General features: G+C 35.8%; 13 protein-coding genes and 1 tRNA gene. 8 read left to right on the top strand and 6 right to left on the bottom strand.

What is annotated here, in order from left to right; translation table 11 throughout:
- Positions 1-19: 19 nt before the first annotated feature.
- The 4 genes from WFH39_RS10525 to WFH39_RS10510 form a co-directional block, all read right to left on the bottom strand.
- Positions 20-2,221 (bottom strand): TonB-dependent receptor, encoded by a 2,202-nt coding sequence (locus tag WFH39_RS10525; RefSeq protein WP_336689859.1) that lies wholly within the window; start codon positions 2,219-2,221, stop codon positions 20-22.
- Between the two features lie 76 nt (positions 2,222-2,297).
- On the bottom strand, positions 2,298-3,437 hold the full coding sequence (locus WFH39_RS10520; protein WP_336689858.1) for a DUF3500 domain-containing protein: 1,140 nt from the start codon (positions 3,435-3,437) through the stop codon (positions 2,298-2,300).
- Between the two features lie 372 nt (positions 3,438-3,809).
- On the bottom strand, positions 3,810-4,487 hold the full coding sequence (locus tag WFH39_RS10515) for a LytR/AlgR family response regulator transcription factor (RefSeq protein ID WP_185206898.1): 678 nt from the start codon (positions 4,485-4,487) through the stop codon (positions 3,810-3,812).
- Complete coding sequence (locus tag WFH39_RS10510; protein ID WP_336689857.1) at positions 4,484-5,515, bottom strand: sensor histidine kinase; 1,032 nt, start codon at positions 5,513-5,515, stop codon at positions 4,484-4,486. The genes WFH39_RS10515 and WFH39_RS10510 overlap by 4 nt, the downstream gene beginning before the upstream one ends.
- 1,107 nt (positions 5,516-6,622) lie before the next feature.
- On the opposite strand from WFH39_RS10510, the gene WFH39_RS10505 reads away from it, so the two are divergent.
- The 6 genes from WFH39_RS10505 (at position 6,623) to WFH39_RS10480 (ending at position 13,951) form a co-directional block, all read left to right on the top strand.
- Positions 6,623-9,415: a type I restriction endonuclease subunit R gene (locus tag WFH39_RS10505; RefSeq protein WP_336689856.1), complete on the top strand. Its 2,793-nt coding sequence runs from the start codon at positions 6,623-6,625 to the stop codon at positions 9,413-9,415.
- Positions 9,416-9,565: 150 nt separating this feature from the next.
- Complete coding sequence (locus WFH39_RS10500) at positions 9,566-10,720, top strand: restriction endonuclease subunit S (protein ID WP_336689855.1); 1,155 nt, start codon at positions 9,566-9,568, stop codon at positions 10,718-10,720.
- A gap of 26 nt (positions 10,721-10,746) precedes the next feature.
- Positions 10,747-11,709 carry a PD-(D/E)XK nuclease family protein gene (locus WFH39_RS10495; protein ID WP_336689854.1) on the top strand — a complete coding sequence of 321 codons (963 nt, stop codon included), beginning with the start codon at positions 10,747-10,749 and terminating at the stop codon, positions 11,707-11,709.
- Positions 11,710-11,714: 5 nt separating this feature from the next.
- Positions 11,715-12,203, top strand: coding sequence for a hypothetical protein (locus tag WFH39_RS10490; RefSeq protein WP_336689853.1), 489 nt, complete (start codon positions 11,715-11,717; stop codon positions 12,201-12,203).
- Between the two features lie 2 nt (positions 12,204-12,205).
- Positions 12,206-12,466, top strand: coding sequence for a hypothetical protein (locus tag WFH39_RS10485; RefSeq protein ID WP_336689852.1), 261 nt, complete (start codon positions 12,206-12,208; stop codon positions 12,464-12,466).
- 3 nt (positions 12,467-12,469) lie between these two features.
- Positions 12,470-13,951, top strand: a complete 1,482-nt coding sequence (locus WFH39_RS10480; protein WP_336689851.1) for a type I restriction-modification system subunit M — start codon at positions 12,470-12,472, stop codon at positions 13,949-13,951.
- 230 nt (positions 13,952-14,181) lie between these two features.
- Here the strand turns inward: WFH39_RS10480 and WFH39_RS10475 are convergent.
- A tRNA-Ile gene (locus WFH39_RS10475) sits at positions 14,182-14,255 on the bottom strand.
- 62 nt (positions 14,256-14,317) lie between these two features.
- Positions 14,318-14,716, bottom strand: coding sequence for a methylmalonyl-CoA epimerase (mce, locus tag WFH39_RS10470; protein ID WP_087705849.1), 399 nt, complete (start codon positions 14,714-14,716; stop codon positions 14,318-14,320).
- 90 nt (positions 14,717-14,806) lie between these two features.
- On the opposite strand from mce, the gene rbfA reads away from it, so the two are divergent.
- Positions 14,807-15,166 carry a 30S ribosome-binding factor RbfA gene (gene rbfA / locus WFH39_RS10465; RefSeq protein WP_235132816.1) on the top strand — a complete coding sequence of 120 codons (360 nt, stop codon included), beginning with the start codon at positions 14,807-14,809 and terminating at the stop codon, positions 15,164-15,166.
- 3 nt (positions 15,167-15,169) lie between these two features.
- On the top strand, positions 15,170-16,375 hold the full coding sequence (locus WFH39_RS10460; RefSeq protein WP_336689850.1) for an ABC transporter permease: 1,206 nt from the start codon (positions 15,170-15,172) through the stop codon (positions 16,373-16,375).
- Positions 16,376-16,382 lie beyond the last annotated feature (7 nt).

Here is a 16,382-nt window from a genome sequence, read left to right as displayed (position 1 = left end):
GTGTTTAAATTATAGGTCTCTAAAAGTTGTATTTTAAAATTAATCGTGCATTAAAGGGCGTTCCTGCGGTATAATGGATCTCTTCCACGCTTTCGGTTTCGTTTTGAAGACGGCTTTCGGTGAGGAACTGGGTTTCTTTCCATTTGGTGTTGAAAATATTATCGATATTAATTCCCACAGAAACTTTTCTGAACTGATAGTTCACAGAAAAATCGGTGATAAAATACCCTTTCGCTGTTACAGAATTATCCTCATTCGCAGGTCGGTCTCCTAAATATCTTGCATTGATGCTTCCTGAAAAACGGTTAAGATTTTTCACAGACAATCCGCTGACAAAGGTAGTTTTGGGAGCAAGAGGAATGTAATCGTTCCCTTTGGCTTCTTCTATGGCTCTTGCGTGGGTGTAGGTAAAATCGGTATTCCAGAAGAGCCAGTTGTTCAGCTGATAACGGAATCCCACATCAACACCTTTTCTTGCTGTTTTTCCTGAGGGTTCCACCACCGCTTCATCGCCTACATAAACAAATTCCTGTTCGAGAAAAAGATACCACAATGAGGCGTTTATTAGCAAGTTGGGAAGAGGTTTCCACGAAAATCCCAAATCGGCATTGTAAGAAGCCGGCAGAATGTTTTTCCCTTTTTCGGCAATTACCACTCTTGCATCATTGCTGTGAAAGCCTTTTCCTAACTTCAGAAAAGCATTAAAACCTGTATTAAAAGAGTATAAAAAATTAAGTTTCGGACTAAGAACAGCTTTTGCTTCAGACTGAGTCTGATATTTTTCTGCCAATTGATCCACCACATTAAATTTGAAATAATCTACCCTCAATCCTGCATTAATCAGCCACTTTCCGAAAGAGAAATCCCAACTGCCGTACCCGAATACATTAGTCTGATTAATATCTCCCAGACTGAGGTATTGCAAAACGGTTTGTCTGTTCTTGGTATGAGAAAGTTCTATATCCTTATTGTTATCATTTCGTAAACCTCCTCCTGTTTTAAAACTGATATTGTCATTTATTTTCCCGTTGTATTCCGATTGAAATCCTACAATCGTCCTGTTTTCTTTCTGCCTGATCTGATCTCCGTTGATGGGATCATTCAGGAAAAAGGTAAAATTAGAATACAGTTCAAAATCATATTTATTGAAATACACCTGATTTCTGATAAAAGCATCATCATTGATTTTTCTTTCATACTGAAGATTGAAATTGCTTCGGCTTGTTGTACCTCCTTCCGTATTATCTATTGCTCCAAAATGCGAAATAAGTCCGCTGTTTACAGCTCTTTCCGGTATCTGTCCGCTTGCATCCCATCTGCTGTTAAAGTGCGAAACTGAAACAGACAGTCTGTCTTTATCGCTCAGTCTTGAGGTATATTTTCCAAAAAGGTTGATGCGGTTGAAGTTTTGAGGAGCATCAAAATAATTATCCGTCATTAAAAACTCTCCCGCAAAATAGGCAGACTGGTTGTTTTTGCTCAGTAAATTAAAAATCCCGTTAGTTCTGAAGGTATTAAACTGCCCGATTTCCAATCCTAAACTGCTTTTGTCGACGAAATCTCTGGTTTTAAAAGCGACAAATCCGGCAGTGGCAAAATCGCCTTTATCCGCAAAATAAGATCCTTTATCAAAATCAATGCTTTCTACCGTTTCCGGAATTATGAAATGTAGATCGGCATATCCCTGTCCGTGAGCGTGAGACACCATGTTTACAGGCATTCCGTCTACAGAAATGGCAACATCGGTTCCGTGATCGGCATCAAAACCGCGCAGAAAAATCTGCTCAGCTTTTCCTCCTCCTGCGTGCTGCCCGATAAATAAGCCCGGAACTTTCCTCAGCAGATCCTGAGATGAAGCAACAGGCTGTACCTGCAAATCGATTTTCGAAATGGTATTTAAATTTTTTAAATTTTTCGTAATGGTGATTTCTTTGATCTGAAATGATTTTTTTTCTAAGATAATATTCAGGTTTTCCAGATTTTTCAGAACGATCTTTTGGGTCTCAAAATCCTGATGAACAAATTCCAGACTATCTTCCGGGCTTACATTTTCCAACAAAAAATTCCCTGAAATATCGGTATGGGTATGATACAAAGGTTTAGAAATATTCTTTACTAAAACATTTTCTACCGGATGACCGTTTTCATCAGAGATAATCCCCCTGATCGTACTCTGGGAAAATATTAAAACCGGAAAAAGAAAGAAAAAAAGCAATCTCATTTCATTTCTGATTTTTATTGTGGATTTCTAAACCTCACAGGTTTTAAAAACCTTTGAGGTTTGGGTAAGAATCTTTTTATGAATTAGTCGTTGCATAATCGTTCACTCTGTCTCTCCAGATGGAGTGATAGTGCACTCCGCTGAGAACAATCCCGCCCTGTACGGAAAATTCGATCCACACTTTTGGACCTGCAATTCTGAAGTAATCATTTTTTACCGTCATTGAAGTATTTCCGCTGTAATAGATGTAGGTATTGTCTAATTCTGATGTGTAGGTTGCCAGAATAGAAGCTGCACTGGTATCGGAAACATCATTTACATAGGTTTTAATTACATTCAGTACCAGTGCTTTTTGAGTCGCATCCAAAGCAGAACACTGCAGCCCTGAAAAAGCAGTCGGGAAACTCCAGTTGGCGGTAGGTCCGCAAACCAGATCCGTAAACGTTGTACTGGCTTTTGCAGTGGTAAGCTGTGTGGAAGAAAGCGCGCCAAGTAAAGCAACAATAGCATTTTTCTCCTGATCTACCGGCGCATACGTTGTAGAATTAACCGCAAAAGACAATGGTTCAGTAGCCGTAAACAAAGGGGTTGCAGCTACTAAAGCTCCATTATTATAGGTATTGGCAATGGTTTTATGATGCCCCGTAAACATAATTTCGAATTTCCCTGTGGCAGAAGGAGTCCCGAAGAAAGCCAGATAAAAATTTCCTGAACCATAAGTACTTCCGCCTCCATTGGCATTGAGATAATTATCGGCATACAGCAATTGCTGAATTTCATCATAGCCTTCATTAGCGGTGGTTCCGCTCATTTCTTTGATGATGGCTTTGGCAATACCTACCTGTGTTCCATTAAGATTCCCTAAAGGAATACCTTTTCTTGCAGACATCGCCGCAGGAAGATTAGACCAGGTTTTAATGTTGGCATAGGTATAATCCAGCTGAACGGCGGCAAGCTGTGAGGAAGTAAGCGTAGCTTTTAACTGTTCGGTAAGACAGACAATTTTGGAAACCCCCGTTACGGAACCGCAGGCTGTTACATCTGTAGCGGCTATGGATGCTGCTCCGGTTGTTCCCACAGCATTATCAGATGCTCCTCCGCCTGTGTTGCTGGTAGAATTACCAGAATCTGCAGAATCATTATCATCAGAACATGAAACGATAAAAGTGCTGAGCGTAATGCCGAGAACACTTATCATCAAAAAGATTTTTTTCATAATATGTTATTTTAAAATTCATTACAAAAAAAATCAATAATCCCATGGGTTTCAGGAAAGTGTGGTCAATGATAAAATAGTTGTGGTGAAAATGTATATTTTTAATTTTAACCTCAGTTCGGGATAAGAAATAAATTTAAACAATTGATTTATAGCATTATATTAATTTATCGCAAAGAAAAACAAAAGATTTTTTTACTTATTGAAAGTTGGTAAGCTAAACAAAGGCACTTCGTTTATTTAAAAAAGACAAAAATGGTATTACTTTGATCAGTTTTACGCCTTTGTATATCTTAAAAGCTGAATTCCTGATAATTGAATCGCTTTGTTTAACACGGTGTTTAAGAAGACTTATCCCGAACTCACGTTAAATTATATCTTTTTAAGAAAGTCTTCTTCATAGGTATTGCCTACAGGAAGCGCAATATCTTTTATATAAACTGTCTTGTGCCTGAAAGAAGTTATTTTTGCTAAAGAAACAATACTGGAACGGTGGATTCTGCAGAAATGCTGCTCAGGAAGTTTTTCCAAAAGTTCTTTTATGGTAATTCTTACTAAAAGTGATTTTTGGTTTTCAAAGTAAAATTTCACATAGTTATCCTGTCCCTCGATGTACAGAATCTCACTGAAAACAACTTTTACCAATCCGTAATCTACCCGAAAGTAGATAAAACCTTCATCGTGGGCAGAGAGTAATTTTTTTTGCTCCGCTGCTCTGTCGACTGCCATTTTAAAACGCTGAAAGCTAAATGGTTTCAGCAGATAATCAAAAGCTCCGATCTCGTAGCTCTCTACAGCATATTCTTTATACGCTGTTGTAAAAATCACCAGGGTTTCCTGTGGCAAGGTTTTATAAAAATCGATCCCTGAAGCAGCGGGCATATTAATATCCAGAAAAAGCAGATCCACAGGATTGTTTTCCAGAAAATATCTTGCTTCGCTGGTCTTGAGGAAGGTTTTCTTTAAGTCTATCTCCTCAATATTCGCACAGAATGCTTCTATGATCTCTAAGGATGGTAGTTCATCGTCCAGTGCTATAGCGGTAATCATAACAAATTAATTTTGAGATTGACGATAAATGCCTTTTGATCTTCTTTAATCTCCAGCGTATGTTTTTGAGGATAATAAAGCATGAGCCTTTCTTTGGTATTTTTAATCCCGATGTTACTGGATTCTATATTTTTGGCAGATACAATTCTATTGAAAACCATAAAATTCAATTCATTTTCCTGTATAGATATTTCTATTTTTATTTCAGAATTTTCATCCGGATTTACACCATATTTAAAAGCATTTTCCACAAAAGTGAACAGGATAAGAGGAGCAATTTTTTTATTATCAAAATCGCCTGTTTTTTCAAATTCAACGGCTACAGAATTTCTCAGTCTGGACTTCTGTAACTCGATATAATTGCTGATATACTGAATTTCTTTTTCCAGCAGAACTTCATTCTGATAGGAATCCTGTAAAAGATACCGCATAAAATCTGAAAAAACTAATACCGTATCTGCTGTTTTATCGTCTTTTTTTATCGCAAATGCATAAATACTGTTCAGGGTATTGAATAAAAAATGGGGATGAATCTGCAGTTTGAGGTGAGAAAGTTCTGCCTGCAGCTTTTCGTTCTTAATTTTCTGGTTCTGCATTCTTTCAAACCAGAAGGTGGAAAAAAATATCGTCCCCACGAAAAGGAAGACCAGATGATCTACCTCCGAGAAGAACAGCTGAATCCTGTGAAACATTGTTTTTTCATGGGTTCTCGGATGGAAGGGCAGCTGTGCAAAGTCTGGCGGAGCATGAGATCCGAAAAGCGCCCATGGCAGAAGTAAAACGACCATGAGTCCCAAGAAAACCAGAAACCCATACTGCAGATATTTTTTCTGAAATAAAAGTCCCGGAATAAGGTAAGTGTAATTGATGTAAAAAAAGATGAGGATCAGCAAATTACCCAGTATATTTTCTGATAAATCTTTAAAATAATGAGGTTCTGAGCTATCCATAGGAAACGCAGGAAGAAGAACCGGCTGGAGTAAAAACAGAACTACCCCCGTAAAGATTAATAATTTTCTCTTACTCATAGTTATTATACAAAATTATTGTTTTTATGATTGCAAAGAGAAAAATGTTGTGAAGTGGTTTATTTTTGGGGTGAATGTTTAACAACAGGTGGCTTCGGCTCCGCTCAGCCACCTAATGAATATGCTCAGTCACTTAGTTTTACATTCAGCCATTTTGTTTATTTCCAGCCGTCTATTAATTATCTTTTCTAATTTCTAATACTAAAAAAAGCAAAAAAAGGTGGCTGAGCGGAGCCGAAGCCACCTTTTGTATTTAAGAAGCAATCTGGGTTAAATATCAAATCCGAAATTTTGTGCATTTTTATTGGTTAACAGAACGAAGGTATTACAGAATTTTCCAATTTCAGGCACCTGTGAAAAAGATGACCGGTTTTGACTGCTTTTGACCGGTTTTGACCGGTTTGAAAACCCATTTCTTCGGATCATGTTCGGGTCTTCTTCGGATCGGCTTCGGAAAAATGGGATTTTTTCCGAAGAAACACCGAACAACAGCCGAAGAATTCCGAGAGAATTTTGAGTGGTTTTTGATTGGGAAATAATGGGTTTTTAGCTTTTTGTCGGGAAGAATATATTTTCCTAATTCATGTAAAGAAGCAGGCACAGATTTGATTTCACTTCTTTAAATCACTAACTGAAACCACCTATTATGCCAGCATCTATAATGGAGAAAAGATAAATAATGATGTTATTTGTGTTCAAATTTTGATGAACTGCAAGAGAAAATTAATTCTTTTGGAATAAGTCTGTTTAAACTTTTATTTAACCGCAAAAGAAGCAAAAGATTGTAGCACTTTAGTAGTTTAAGTTTAATACTTAAATCTAAAAAAGAACACATAAGTTTAAAAAAAATCAAAGATTTTTTCTCTTTGCAAACTTTTGAAATACTTTGAATAAATCCAATAAAGTCTTTAGTGTTCCTTTTGCGGTTAATTCTGAAATTAGTATTTGCCTTCATTTTCCTATCCCCCGGAATTCTTTTTTAGCTGCAGACTGCTTTTATTTTTAATGAAAAGAATATAAAAATAAAGTTTCTATATTGTTTTCCGGTTTTCCGTATTTTCATTAAAAAATGTTTTGTTTATATTTGTTATTTAAACTAAAGCCATTGTGAATCAAAATCCTGAACAATTAGCCAGAGACCTTATTGATGAGAAATTAGAATCCAGCGGTTGGGTAATACAAAATAAAACCCAAATCAATCTGGCTTCTCACCTTGGCGTTGCGGTAAGGGAATATACTACCGATGTAGGGCCTGCCGATTATGTGCTGTTTGTAAAAGGAAACCCTGTAGGAATTATAGAGGCAAAAAGAATGGAAATGGGGCAAACCCTTTCTATAGTTGAAGAGCAGGGAGAAGATTATGCCAATGCAAAATTAAAATACCTTAATAATCAACCTTTGCCGTTTGTGTATGTAAGTACAGGCGAGATTACCAAGTTTACCAATTATAGAGATCCAAAACCCCGCTCCAGAGAGATTTTTTCTTTTCACAGACCCGAAACATTGTTGAAATGGTTTCAAAGTGAGAAATCCTTAAGAAGCGGATTACTGGATATTCCCGAACTTCCTATTCTTAATTTACGGGATTGCCAGATAGACGCCATTACCAATTTAGAAAAATCATTTAAAGATTTCAGACCTAAAGCATTGGTTCAAATGGCTACCGGCTCTGGTAAAACATTTACTGCTATTACTTTTATTTACAGGCTTCTAAAATATGCCAAAGCCAAACGCATCCTTTTTCTGGTAGACACTAAGAACCTGGGCGAACAGGCAGAGCAGGAATTTATGGCGTATCTGCCCAATGACAGCAACAGCAAATTTTCTGAACTCTACCCTGTTACCCGATTGAAAAACAGTTTTATTCCTGATGACAACCAAGTGTATATAAGCACCATTCAGAGAATGTATTCTATTTTAAAAGGGAGTGAATTAGACGAGAGTGCCGAAGAAAACAATCCGTATGAATCTTTTCAGCCCAAAGAAGCTTTGCCCGTAGTGTATAATGAAAAAGTTCCTGTAGAATTTTTTGATTTTATCGTTATCGATGAATGCCACCGCAGTATTTACAATCTCTGGAAACAGGTTTTAGATTATTTTGACGCATTTCAGGTAGGGCTTACCGCTACTCCTGACAACCGGACTTTTGCTTATTTCAATGAAAATGTAGTGTCTGATTACGGGTATGAAAAAGCGGTGGTAGATGGTGTTTTAGTTCCTTACAATGTTTTTACCATTGAAACCAAAATTACCAAGGAAGGCGCACAAATACAGATGGGAGAACGTGTAGATAAAAGAGAACGCCTTACCCGGAAAAAGTTTTGGGAAACAGTAGATGAAGATGTAGCCTACAGCGGAAAGCAATTAGACAAAGATATTGTAAATCCAAGCACCATAAGAAACATCATCAAGGCGGTAAAAGAAAACCTGCCACAGATGTTTCCCGACAGATTGGATAAAGAGGGAAAATTTGAAGTCCCTAAAATGCTGGTTTTTGCCAAAACCGACAGCCACGCCGAAGATATTATAGAAATTGTAAGAGAAGAATTTGGCGAAGAAAATAAGTTCTGTAAAAAAATTACCTACCAGTCTCAAGAAGACCCTAAAAGTATTCTGAGCCAGTTCAGGAATGATTATTATCCCAGAATTGCGGTAACGGTAGACATGATTGCTACGGGAACAGACATTCGTCCGCTGGAAGTTTTGCTGTTTATGCGTGACGTAAAAAGCAAAAGCTATTATGAGCAGATGAAAGGCAGGGGAACCAGAACCTGTTCATTGGAAGAATTGCGGCTGAAAGGAACACCTTCTGCACAATACAGCAAAGACCATTTTGTAATCATAGATGCAATAGGCGTGGAAAGTTCCCAGAAAACCGATAGCCGTCCACTAGAAAAAGCACCGGGCGTTTCCCTGAAAGATGTTTTGCAGAGTATAGCGATGGGAAACCGCTCCGAAGAAATGCTCACTACTCTGGCGAACCGATTGATACGCCTTGACCGGCAAATCAATGAAAAAGAAAAAGCGGTCTTTAGCGAACACGCCAATGGTTTACAGATAAAACAGGTGGTTCAGAAACTGTTGGATGCTTATAATCCTGATGCCTTAGAGCAAATCAGAACCAATGTAGAGCATGAAAAAACAGACGGATCTCCTGCGGAAAAAGAAAAAGCGGTAGAAGAACATCACCGGGCTTTAATAGAAAGAGCCGTGGAAGAACTGCACAATCCGGATTTGCGCAATTTTATAGTAGATATACGCAAGAAATACGACCAGATCATAGACACCGTAAACATAGACGAGATTACCAATATAGGATGGGCAACCGACCAAAAAGAACAGGCAGAGAGCACCGTGGAAGCTTTTGAACGATGGGTACAGGAAAACAAAGACGAGGCTCTGGCATTGCAGATTTTCTATGATGCGCCTTATCGGAGAAGAGAACTTACCTACAAGCTCATCCGAGATTTGTATGAAAAACTTATTTTGGAACAACCTGCACTGCAACCCGCCAAATTATGGGATGCATACAGCCAGATAGAAAACACCCCGAAAACCAGAACCGAAAAACCCAAACAGGAATTGGTGCTTTTGGTGTCTGTGATCAGAAAAGCGCTGAAGATTGATGAACACCTTACAGGGTATGACCGAACAGTAGATAGAAATTTTAAACAATGGATTTTTGCACAAAATGCGGGAAAACATAATACCTTTACCGAAGAACAAATGCAGTGGCTGCGTATGATAAAAGATTTTATCGCCAACTCCTTCCATTTTGAACAGGAAGATTTTGAGTTAGACCCTTTTAATGCACACGGTGGTTTAGGTAAGTTTTACCAATTGTTTGGAGACCAGTATTTGGAGATTATTGATGAATTGAATGAAGTTTTAGCGGCGTAATTTGTTATGCAAAAAAGTAAATATTTTCAGAGAAAAATTGTTGAACTATCAAATGAATCTGAAGTAGAACATCAAATTATTTTCATTACATCAATGATTGATGTGTTGGAAAGTTTTATAATGAAGAAAATAAAACACTAAAAAATTTAAATGACTAAAAATAACTGGCAAATAAAAAAACTTGGTGAAGTCTGTAAATTAAAAAATGGATTTGCATTTAAAAGTGATAATTATCTTGATAATGGAATTCCTGTTATTAGAATTTCGGATATTAAAGATGGGTTAATCGTTCCAAGAAATACAGTTTATGTTTCTGAAGATTCTGTTTATGATAATTATATCATAAACGAAAATGAAATTATTGTTGCAATGTCAGGAGCAACAACAGGTAAATTTGGAATATATAAATCTAAAGAAAAAGCATATCAGAATCAACGAGTTGGGAAATTTGATATTATTGATAAAAAACAATTAGATAACAATTTTCTTCTACATCAATTACATTCTTTAAAAAGACAAATTGAAAAAGATGCTTATGGAGGAGCACAACCCAATATTTCTTCAAAGAAAATTGAAGAAATGGAAATTGTTTTACCCCCGCTCGAAACCCAACACGCCATCGTCTCCAAAATAGAAGAACTCTTTAGTGAGCTAGATAAAGGCATTGCAGAACTAAAAACCGCACAACAGCAACTCAAAACCTATCGACAAAGCGTACTAAAATCTGCTTTTGAAGGGAAATTGACTAATGAAAATGTAAAAAATGGTGAGTTGCCGGATGGTTGGGAAATGGTTAAGTTTAATGATTTTAGTAAATTACAAAGAGGTTACGATTTACCTCTTTCAAAAATAATAGATGGTGAATTTCCAGTTATTACTTCTGCTGGAATCAATGGTTATCATAATGATTTTAAAGCAAAAGGACCTTGTTTGACAACAGGTAGAAGTGGTAGTGTTGGGAATATTAACTATGTTGAAGTAGAAAAATACTGGCCACACAATACTGTATTATATGTAAAAGATTTTTGTGAAAATTATCCAAAATTTGTTTATTATTTTTATAAACAGTTTAATTTCAAATCTTTTAGTGCAAGTACAGCTGTACCAACTTTGGATAGAAAACAGTTGTTTAATGAAAATGTTAAAAGACCACCTTTAAAAGAACAACACCAAATCGTCCAAGAAATCGAAAGCCGTTTAAGTGTAGCCGATAAAATGGAGCAAAGCATACAGGAAAGCCTGCAAAAAGCAGAAGCTTTGAGGCAGAGTATTTTGAAGAAGGCTTTTAGTGGGGAGTTAGTATAAAAAATAACTATAAAAAATACTAAAAAATGAAACCTAACATTTTTAATTGGGCTACTTCTGAATTAAGTCAAGATGCCTTTATTTGTTGGCTATTAAGCTGGGCAAATAGAAAAGAATCTAAAGAATTATTTGAAACTTCAAAATTATTAATTAACAAACTCACAAATGGAGCTATAATTAATTTTGAAAATGTTGAAGTATATAAGCAGCATCAAAATATTGACATAGTTTGTGTAGTAGACAATACAAAGGTAATTTTGATAGAAGATAAAGTACATACAAATCATCATAGCAATCAGTTAGAAAGGTATTATTCAACTCTTCAAGAACAATACACTAATGAAAACATTTACCCTGTATTTTTTAAAACTGGTGATCAAAGTAACTTTATAACAATCAGAAATATAGGTTATCAAACATTTCTAAGAAATGATTTTTTAGAAGTTTTGAATTTTGGAATTAGTTCGGGTATAAAAAATGATATTTTTATAGACTTTTATGAACATTTAACAAGTATCGAAAACTCTGTTCAAAGTTATTTGAGTCTACCTGTAAATGAATGGCATTGGGATAGTTGGAAAGGATTTTATACAGCTTTACAACATAGATTAGAAGATTGTGAATGGGGTTATGTTCCGCAAAAAAATGGTGGTTTTTTAGGATTTTGGTGGTATTGGTATTCCAAAGAAACAAATGACAATTTGAAATATGAGTATTATCTTCAATTAGAGCATAATAAATTTTGTTTTAAAATGTCACCTGAAGATAAAAAAGATGCAGAAGCTACAAGAAGTCATTTTAGAAACTTACTATATCTAAAGGCTAAAGAGCATAACATTGATATATACCAAAATGGAAGAATTGGAAAGTGGATGACGGTTGCAGCTTTATCTAATCCATATATAAAAACAGATGCCAATGGTTTTTTGGATTTAAACTCAACTATTAAAAATATTAAAAGAATTCAAAGAATGATTGATGAAATATAACTAAAATGAAGTTTGAAACTTATGAACTAAAAATTACAGATAATGAAGATCTATCATGCTCAATTAAGCTAGAGCCTAATACTGGTGTAGCGTTGATAAAGGAAAGGCGCAAGTTATATATAATTCATTATAACAATGAAATATTTTATGTTGGTGAGGCGCATACTTCTATGAAAATTCGACTTCTAAGAGGTTGTAATGCTTATAACTATTATAAAAATAATAATGATATTGCTCGAAATGGTTATAAAGGCTACAAATGGTTAGATAACGATAAAAACCCAAAAAGAAATCTGACTGTAAATGTAGTAACTTTTACCAAAGAATATGACAATAGAAGAGAAGTGATAGAAGCTATTGAAGGAGAATTAGTTTATTTAATAAGAAATAAATTAGGTTATTGGCCTAAATTTCAAAATGAAATACATTTTAGTAATAATTTTGAAGCTACTGAATTAGCAATAAGTATATTTTCAAAAATTTCATATTTATAAATATGTCAATACCTTCAAACATTAATCGAGAACATATTTTTCAAGCAATAATAAGAATTGAAAAAGAAGGAATACCTGCGCGTAGATATGCAAGAGAATATGCAATGTGGTATGAAGAAAAAGAATATCCTTGTAAATTAATAATTTCTTGGGCTAATATTTATGCCAACGGAGAAGAGCTTGATCCAAATCCAAAGGTTTTTAATACTTATATGGCTCAAGATTTTCTAACAAAAAGAGGCTTCACAATAATTAAGATTTAAAAAATGAGCAACAATAATTCAGCAATAGTAAGCAAAGTATGGGCGTTTTGTAATACTTTAAGAGATGACGGCGTAGGTTATGGAGATTATCTGGAGCAGCTTACCTATTTGCTTTTCCTAAAAATGGCACACGAATACAGTTTGCCACCCCATAACCGTAATTTAAACATTCCTGAAGAATACACTTGGGAAAGTCTTTTGCAATACAGTGGAGAAGCTTTGGAAGTGCATTACAACGTAATGCTAAGAGAACTCGGCAAAAGCAAAGGAATACTGGGACAGATATTTGCCAAAAGCCAGAACAAAATACAAGACCCTGCCAAACTCTACAAACTCATCAAAATGATTGATGCAGAGCAATGGGTAATGATGGGCGTAAAAGACAAAGGAGATATTTATGAAGGTTTGCTGGAGAAAAACGCAGAAGACACCAAAAGCGGAGCGGGACAGTATTTTACCCCTCGTCCTTTAATTAAAGCAATGGTAGCTTGTATTAATCCTCAACCTAACAAAACCATTGGAGACCCAGCTTGTGGAACAGGAGGTTTCTTTTTGGCAGCTTATGATTGGCTTACAGAACACCATAATCTTGATAAAGAACAGAGACAGTTTTTAAAATACCACACTTTCAAAGGCAATGAAATTGTAGCCAGCACCAGACGATTGGCTTTAATGAATTTGTTTCTGCACAATATTGGGGACATCGATTCTGATAATTTTATTTCGCCTAATGATTCCCTAATTGCAGATTCAGGAGAGCGTTTTGATTATATCCTTGCCAATCCGCCTTTTGGTAAAAAAAGCAGTATGACGTTTACCAATGAAGCAGGAGAACAGGAAAAAGATGAGTTAACGTACAATCGTCAGGATTTTTGGGTTACCACCAGCAACAAACAACTGAACTTTGTGCAGCACATCAAAACCATGCTTAAAGAAACAGGAAAAGCAGCGGTAGTTTTGCCGGATAATGTCTTGTTTGAAGGAGGAACAGGTGAAACGGTGCGTAAAAAACTAATGGAAACAACCGATTTGCATACCATTTTACGTTTGCCAACGGGTATTTTCTATGCCAATGGTGTTAAAGCGAATGTTCTATTCTTTGACGGAAAACCATCAAGTAAAAAATCTTGGACTAAAGAGGTTTGGGTATATGATTACAGAACCAATATTCATCATACCTTAAAGAAAAATCCTTTGAAATTACAGGATTTACAGGAGTTTATTGATTTGTATCAGGAAGGAAATACAGGCAAAAGAAAAGAAACCTATCACGCAGAAAGCAATCCGGAAGGAAGATGGAGAAAGTTTACGTATGAAGAAATTTTGGCAAGAGATAAAACGAGTTTAGATATCACTTGGCTGAAAGACCAATCTCTAGCAGATTTAGACAACTTACCTGAACCGGATGAAATAGCGGTCGATATTGTAGAAAACATAGAATCAGCGTTGGAGAGTTTCAGAACAATCGTAAATTCATTAAAATAAAAACGCTTAATTTCCAAAAGTTAAAAATAATTTAGTTGTGAGTTTTTTTAATTATAACTATTTGATTATTTGAATATTGCAAAATGAAGTAAAAAGCGGTTCGAGAAATGCCCCAAAAATCCCATAATTTTATTCTGGATTTCTCGAACCCGTTTGTAAGCGGGTATAACTTTGTTTATCAAACAATTAAAAACAACAAAGTCGCCAAATTGGCGACTTTGTCAGTTGGGTGGTCCCACCTGGGCTCGAACCAGGGACCACCTGATTATGAGTCAGGTGCTCTAACCAACTGAGCTATAGGACCTCAAAACTTGGTTAAATTTTGTGTTTGCAAAAATAGTAAAATTTCTTTCACTACAAAATTTTTTATTGCTTTTCTTGGCAAAGTTCTACCAGCACGCCGTTTGTGGATTTGGGATGAAGGAAGACAACTAATTTATTATCAGCACCTTCTTTCGGCTCTTCCGAGATAAATTCAAAACCTTCTTTTTTCAGTCTTTGCACTTCCTCCAGAATATTTTCCACACCAAAAGCCAGATGATGGATGCCTTCACCCTTTTTTTCAATAAATTTTGAGATCGGACTATCTTCTTTACTCGCCTCCAAAAGCTCAATCTTACTTTCTCCGGCAGCATAAAAAGAAGTTACCACCCCTTCTCTTTCCACAGATTCCTGTTTATAAGATTCCTTCCCTAAGAGCTTTGCAAAAAGTTCATCAGAAACGCCTAAAGATTTTACGGCAATGCCGATATGTTCTAATTTCATAAATATTTAAATAAATTAAGTCGTAAATTTGATACAGCGACCAGATTTCAAAGTATCAATTCAAACAAAAGTACTAAATTTGCAGAAATTATGGAAAGTAACAGACAAAGAAAAGTAGCACAGATTATACAGGAAGATTTCGCAGAACTTTTCCGCAAGCAGGCTTCAGAAAGCAGACAAAGCATTCTGGTAACGGTTTCGGATGTAAAAGTAACGGCGGATCTGGGTATTGCCAAAATTTATTTAAGCATATTTCCTCAGGAACACCGCAAAGCTGTGATGAAGGAAATTGAGGAGAACAAGGCACAATACAGAAACTTCATCGGTCAGAAAATGGCGAAGCAGGTTCGTGTAATCCCTAATCTTAATTTCTACTTAGACACTTCTCTGGACGACGTTGAAAAACTGGAACGAGAATTGAGAGGTGAAGGAGACAACCCTATTCTGTAGCCCTTGAAAAACATTGCATTTTATATCGCTTCCCGATACCTTTTGTCTAAAAAAGGCAGTACTGCCGTTACGTTTATTACGTGGCTGGCGGTTGGTGCGATGACGGTTGCCGTTACTGCAATGTTCGTTATTATTTCAGTCTTTTCGGGGCTTGAAGATCTTAACAAAGACTTAATTTCAAATCTCCATGCCGATCTTACCCTTAAAAGTGCTTTCGGAAAAACGCTGAAAGATTTTGATAAAATAAATTCCGTTCTCAAAAACAATAAAGAGATCAGCAATTTTTCGAGAGTTATTGAAGAAAAAGTCTACATCAGCTATAACGGAAAAGGCGATATTGCTTATCTGAGAGGGGTAGATTCTGCTTATACGAAAGTAAATCCCATCAACAAAGATGTTTTTTACGGCGCTTATCCGAGCTTTAAATATTCCAATGAAGTTTTAATGGAAAACTCTCTGGATAACAGACTTTCGATTCCTGTACCCTCAACTTCGGATTATGCAACGATTTTTATGCCGAAACCGGGAACCGGCATCATCAATAAAGAAGAAGATATTTATAACAAAAAAGACATTCTCGTCTCCGGAGTTTTTGCAGGAAAAGACCAGCTGGACAATTATATTATTGCTCCTGTTGAATTAACTGAAGAACTGTTAAACCTCCCAAAGCACTCTGCCTATCAAATTGTTATTAAATTAAAAAATCCGGAAAATGCAGATTCTGTAAAACAAAAGCTGATTTCGTCTCTTGGAAAAGGTATTGAAATAAAAACCAAAGAAGAAGAAAATGCAGCATTCTGGAAGATGATTAATACAGAAAAGCTGTTTATTTATTTAATTTTCGCATTGGTTATATTCATTACAACATTCAATTTAGCAGGTGCCATTATTATTCTTCAGCTTGATAAAAAAGAACAGGCAAAATCCCTTATTTCCTTAGGATTTCCGTTAAGTCATTTAAGACAGGTCTATTTCTATACCGGAGTTTTAATTGTTATTTTAGGAATTATTTCGGGTTTAATTTTAGGAACGGGGCTCTGCTATTTCCAGCAGTTCACAGAGTTCTTTAAAGCCAACGAAACCTTACCTTTTCCGGTGAAAATAGTGGGTAAAAATTATCTTATTGTTGCCGTTACCGCATCGTTATTCGGTTTTGGAATTTCATGGGCATTTTCTAAGATCAGCAAAGATTATATTACTAAAAATTAATACATAA

Source organism: Chryseobacterium sp. MMO-72 (assembly GCF_037146035.1).
Lineage (GTDB): Bacteria > Bacteroidota > Bacteroidia > Flavobacteriales > Weeksellaceae > Chryseobacterium > Chryseobacterium indicum.
Note: the sequence above shows the minus strand (reverse complement) of the source record. Positions and strands in the feature narration are given on the sequence as shown.

What these genes read in the sequence shown, in the direction of transcription:
- WFH39_RS10525 (WP_336689859.1), bottom strand. Translation starts at nt 2,221, where the DNA reads ATGAGATTGCTTTTTTTCTTTCTTTTTCCGGTTTTAATATTTTCCCAG.
- WFH39_RS10520 (WP_336689858.1), bottom strand. Translation starts at nt 3,437, where the DNA reads ATGAAAAAAATCTTTTTGATGATAAGTGTTCTCGGCATTACGCTCAGC.
- WFH39_RS10515 (WP_185206898.1), bottom strand. Translation starts at nt 4,487, where the DNA reads ATGATTACCGCTATAGCACTGGACGATGAACTACCATCCTTAGAGATC.
- WFH39_RS10510 (WP_336689857.1), bottom strand. Translation starts at nt 5,515, where the DNA reads ATGAGTAAGAGAAAATTATTAATCTTTACGGGGGTAGTTCTGTTTTTA.
- WFH39_RS10500 (WP_336689855.1), top strand. Translation starts at nt 9,566, where the DNA reads ATGACTAAAAATAACTGGCAAATAAAAAAACTTGGTGAAGTCTGTAAA.
- WFH39_RS10495 (WP_336689854.1), top strand. Translation starts at nt 10,747, where the DNA reads ATGAAACCTAACATTTTTAATTGGGCTACTTCTGAATTAAGTCAAGAT.
- WFH39_RS10490 (WP_336689853.1), top strand. Translation starts at nt 11,715, where the DNA reads ATGAAGTTTGAAACTTATGAACTAAAAATTACAGATAATGAAGATCTA.
- WFH39_RS10485 (WP_336689852.1), top strand. Translation starts at nt 12,206, where the DNA reads ATGTCAATACCTTCAAACATTAATCGAGAACATATTTTTCAAGCAATA.
- WFH39_RS10480 (WP_336689851.1), top strand. Translation starts at nt 12,470, where the DNA reads ATGAGCAACAATAATTCAGCAATAGTAAGCAAAGTATGGGCGTTTTGT.
- mce (WP_087705849.1), bottom strand. Translation starts at nt 14,716, where the DNA reads ATGAAATTAGAACATATCGGCATTGCCGTAAAATCTTTAGGCGTTTCT.
- rbfA (WP_235132816.1), top strand. Translation starts at nt 14,807, where the DNA reads ATGGAAAGTAACAGACAAAGAAAAGTAGCACAGATTATACAGGAAGAT.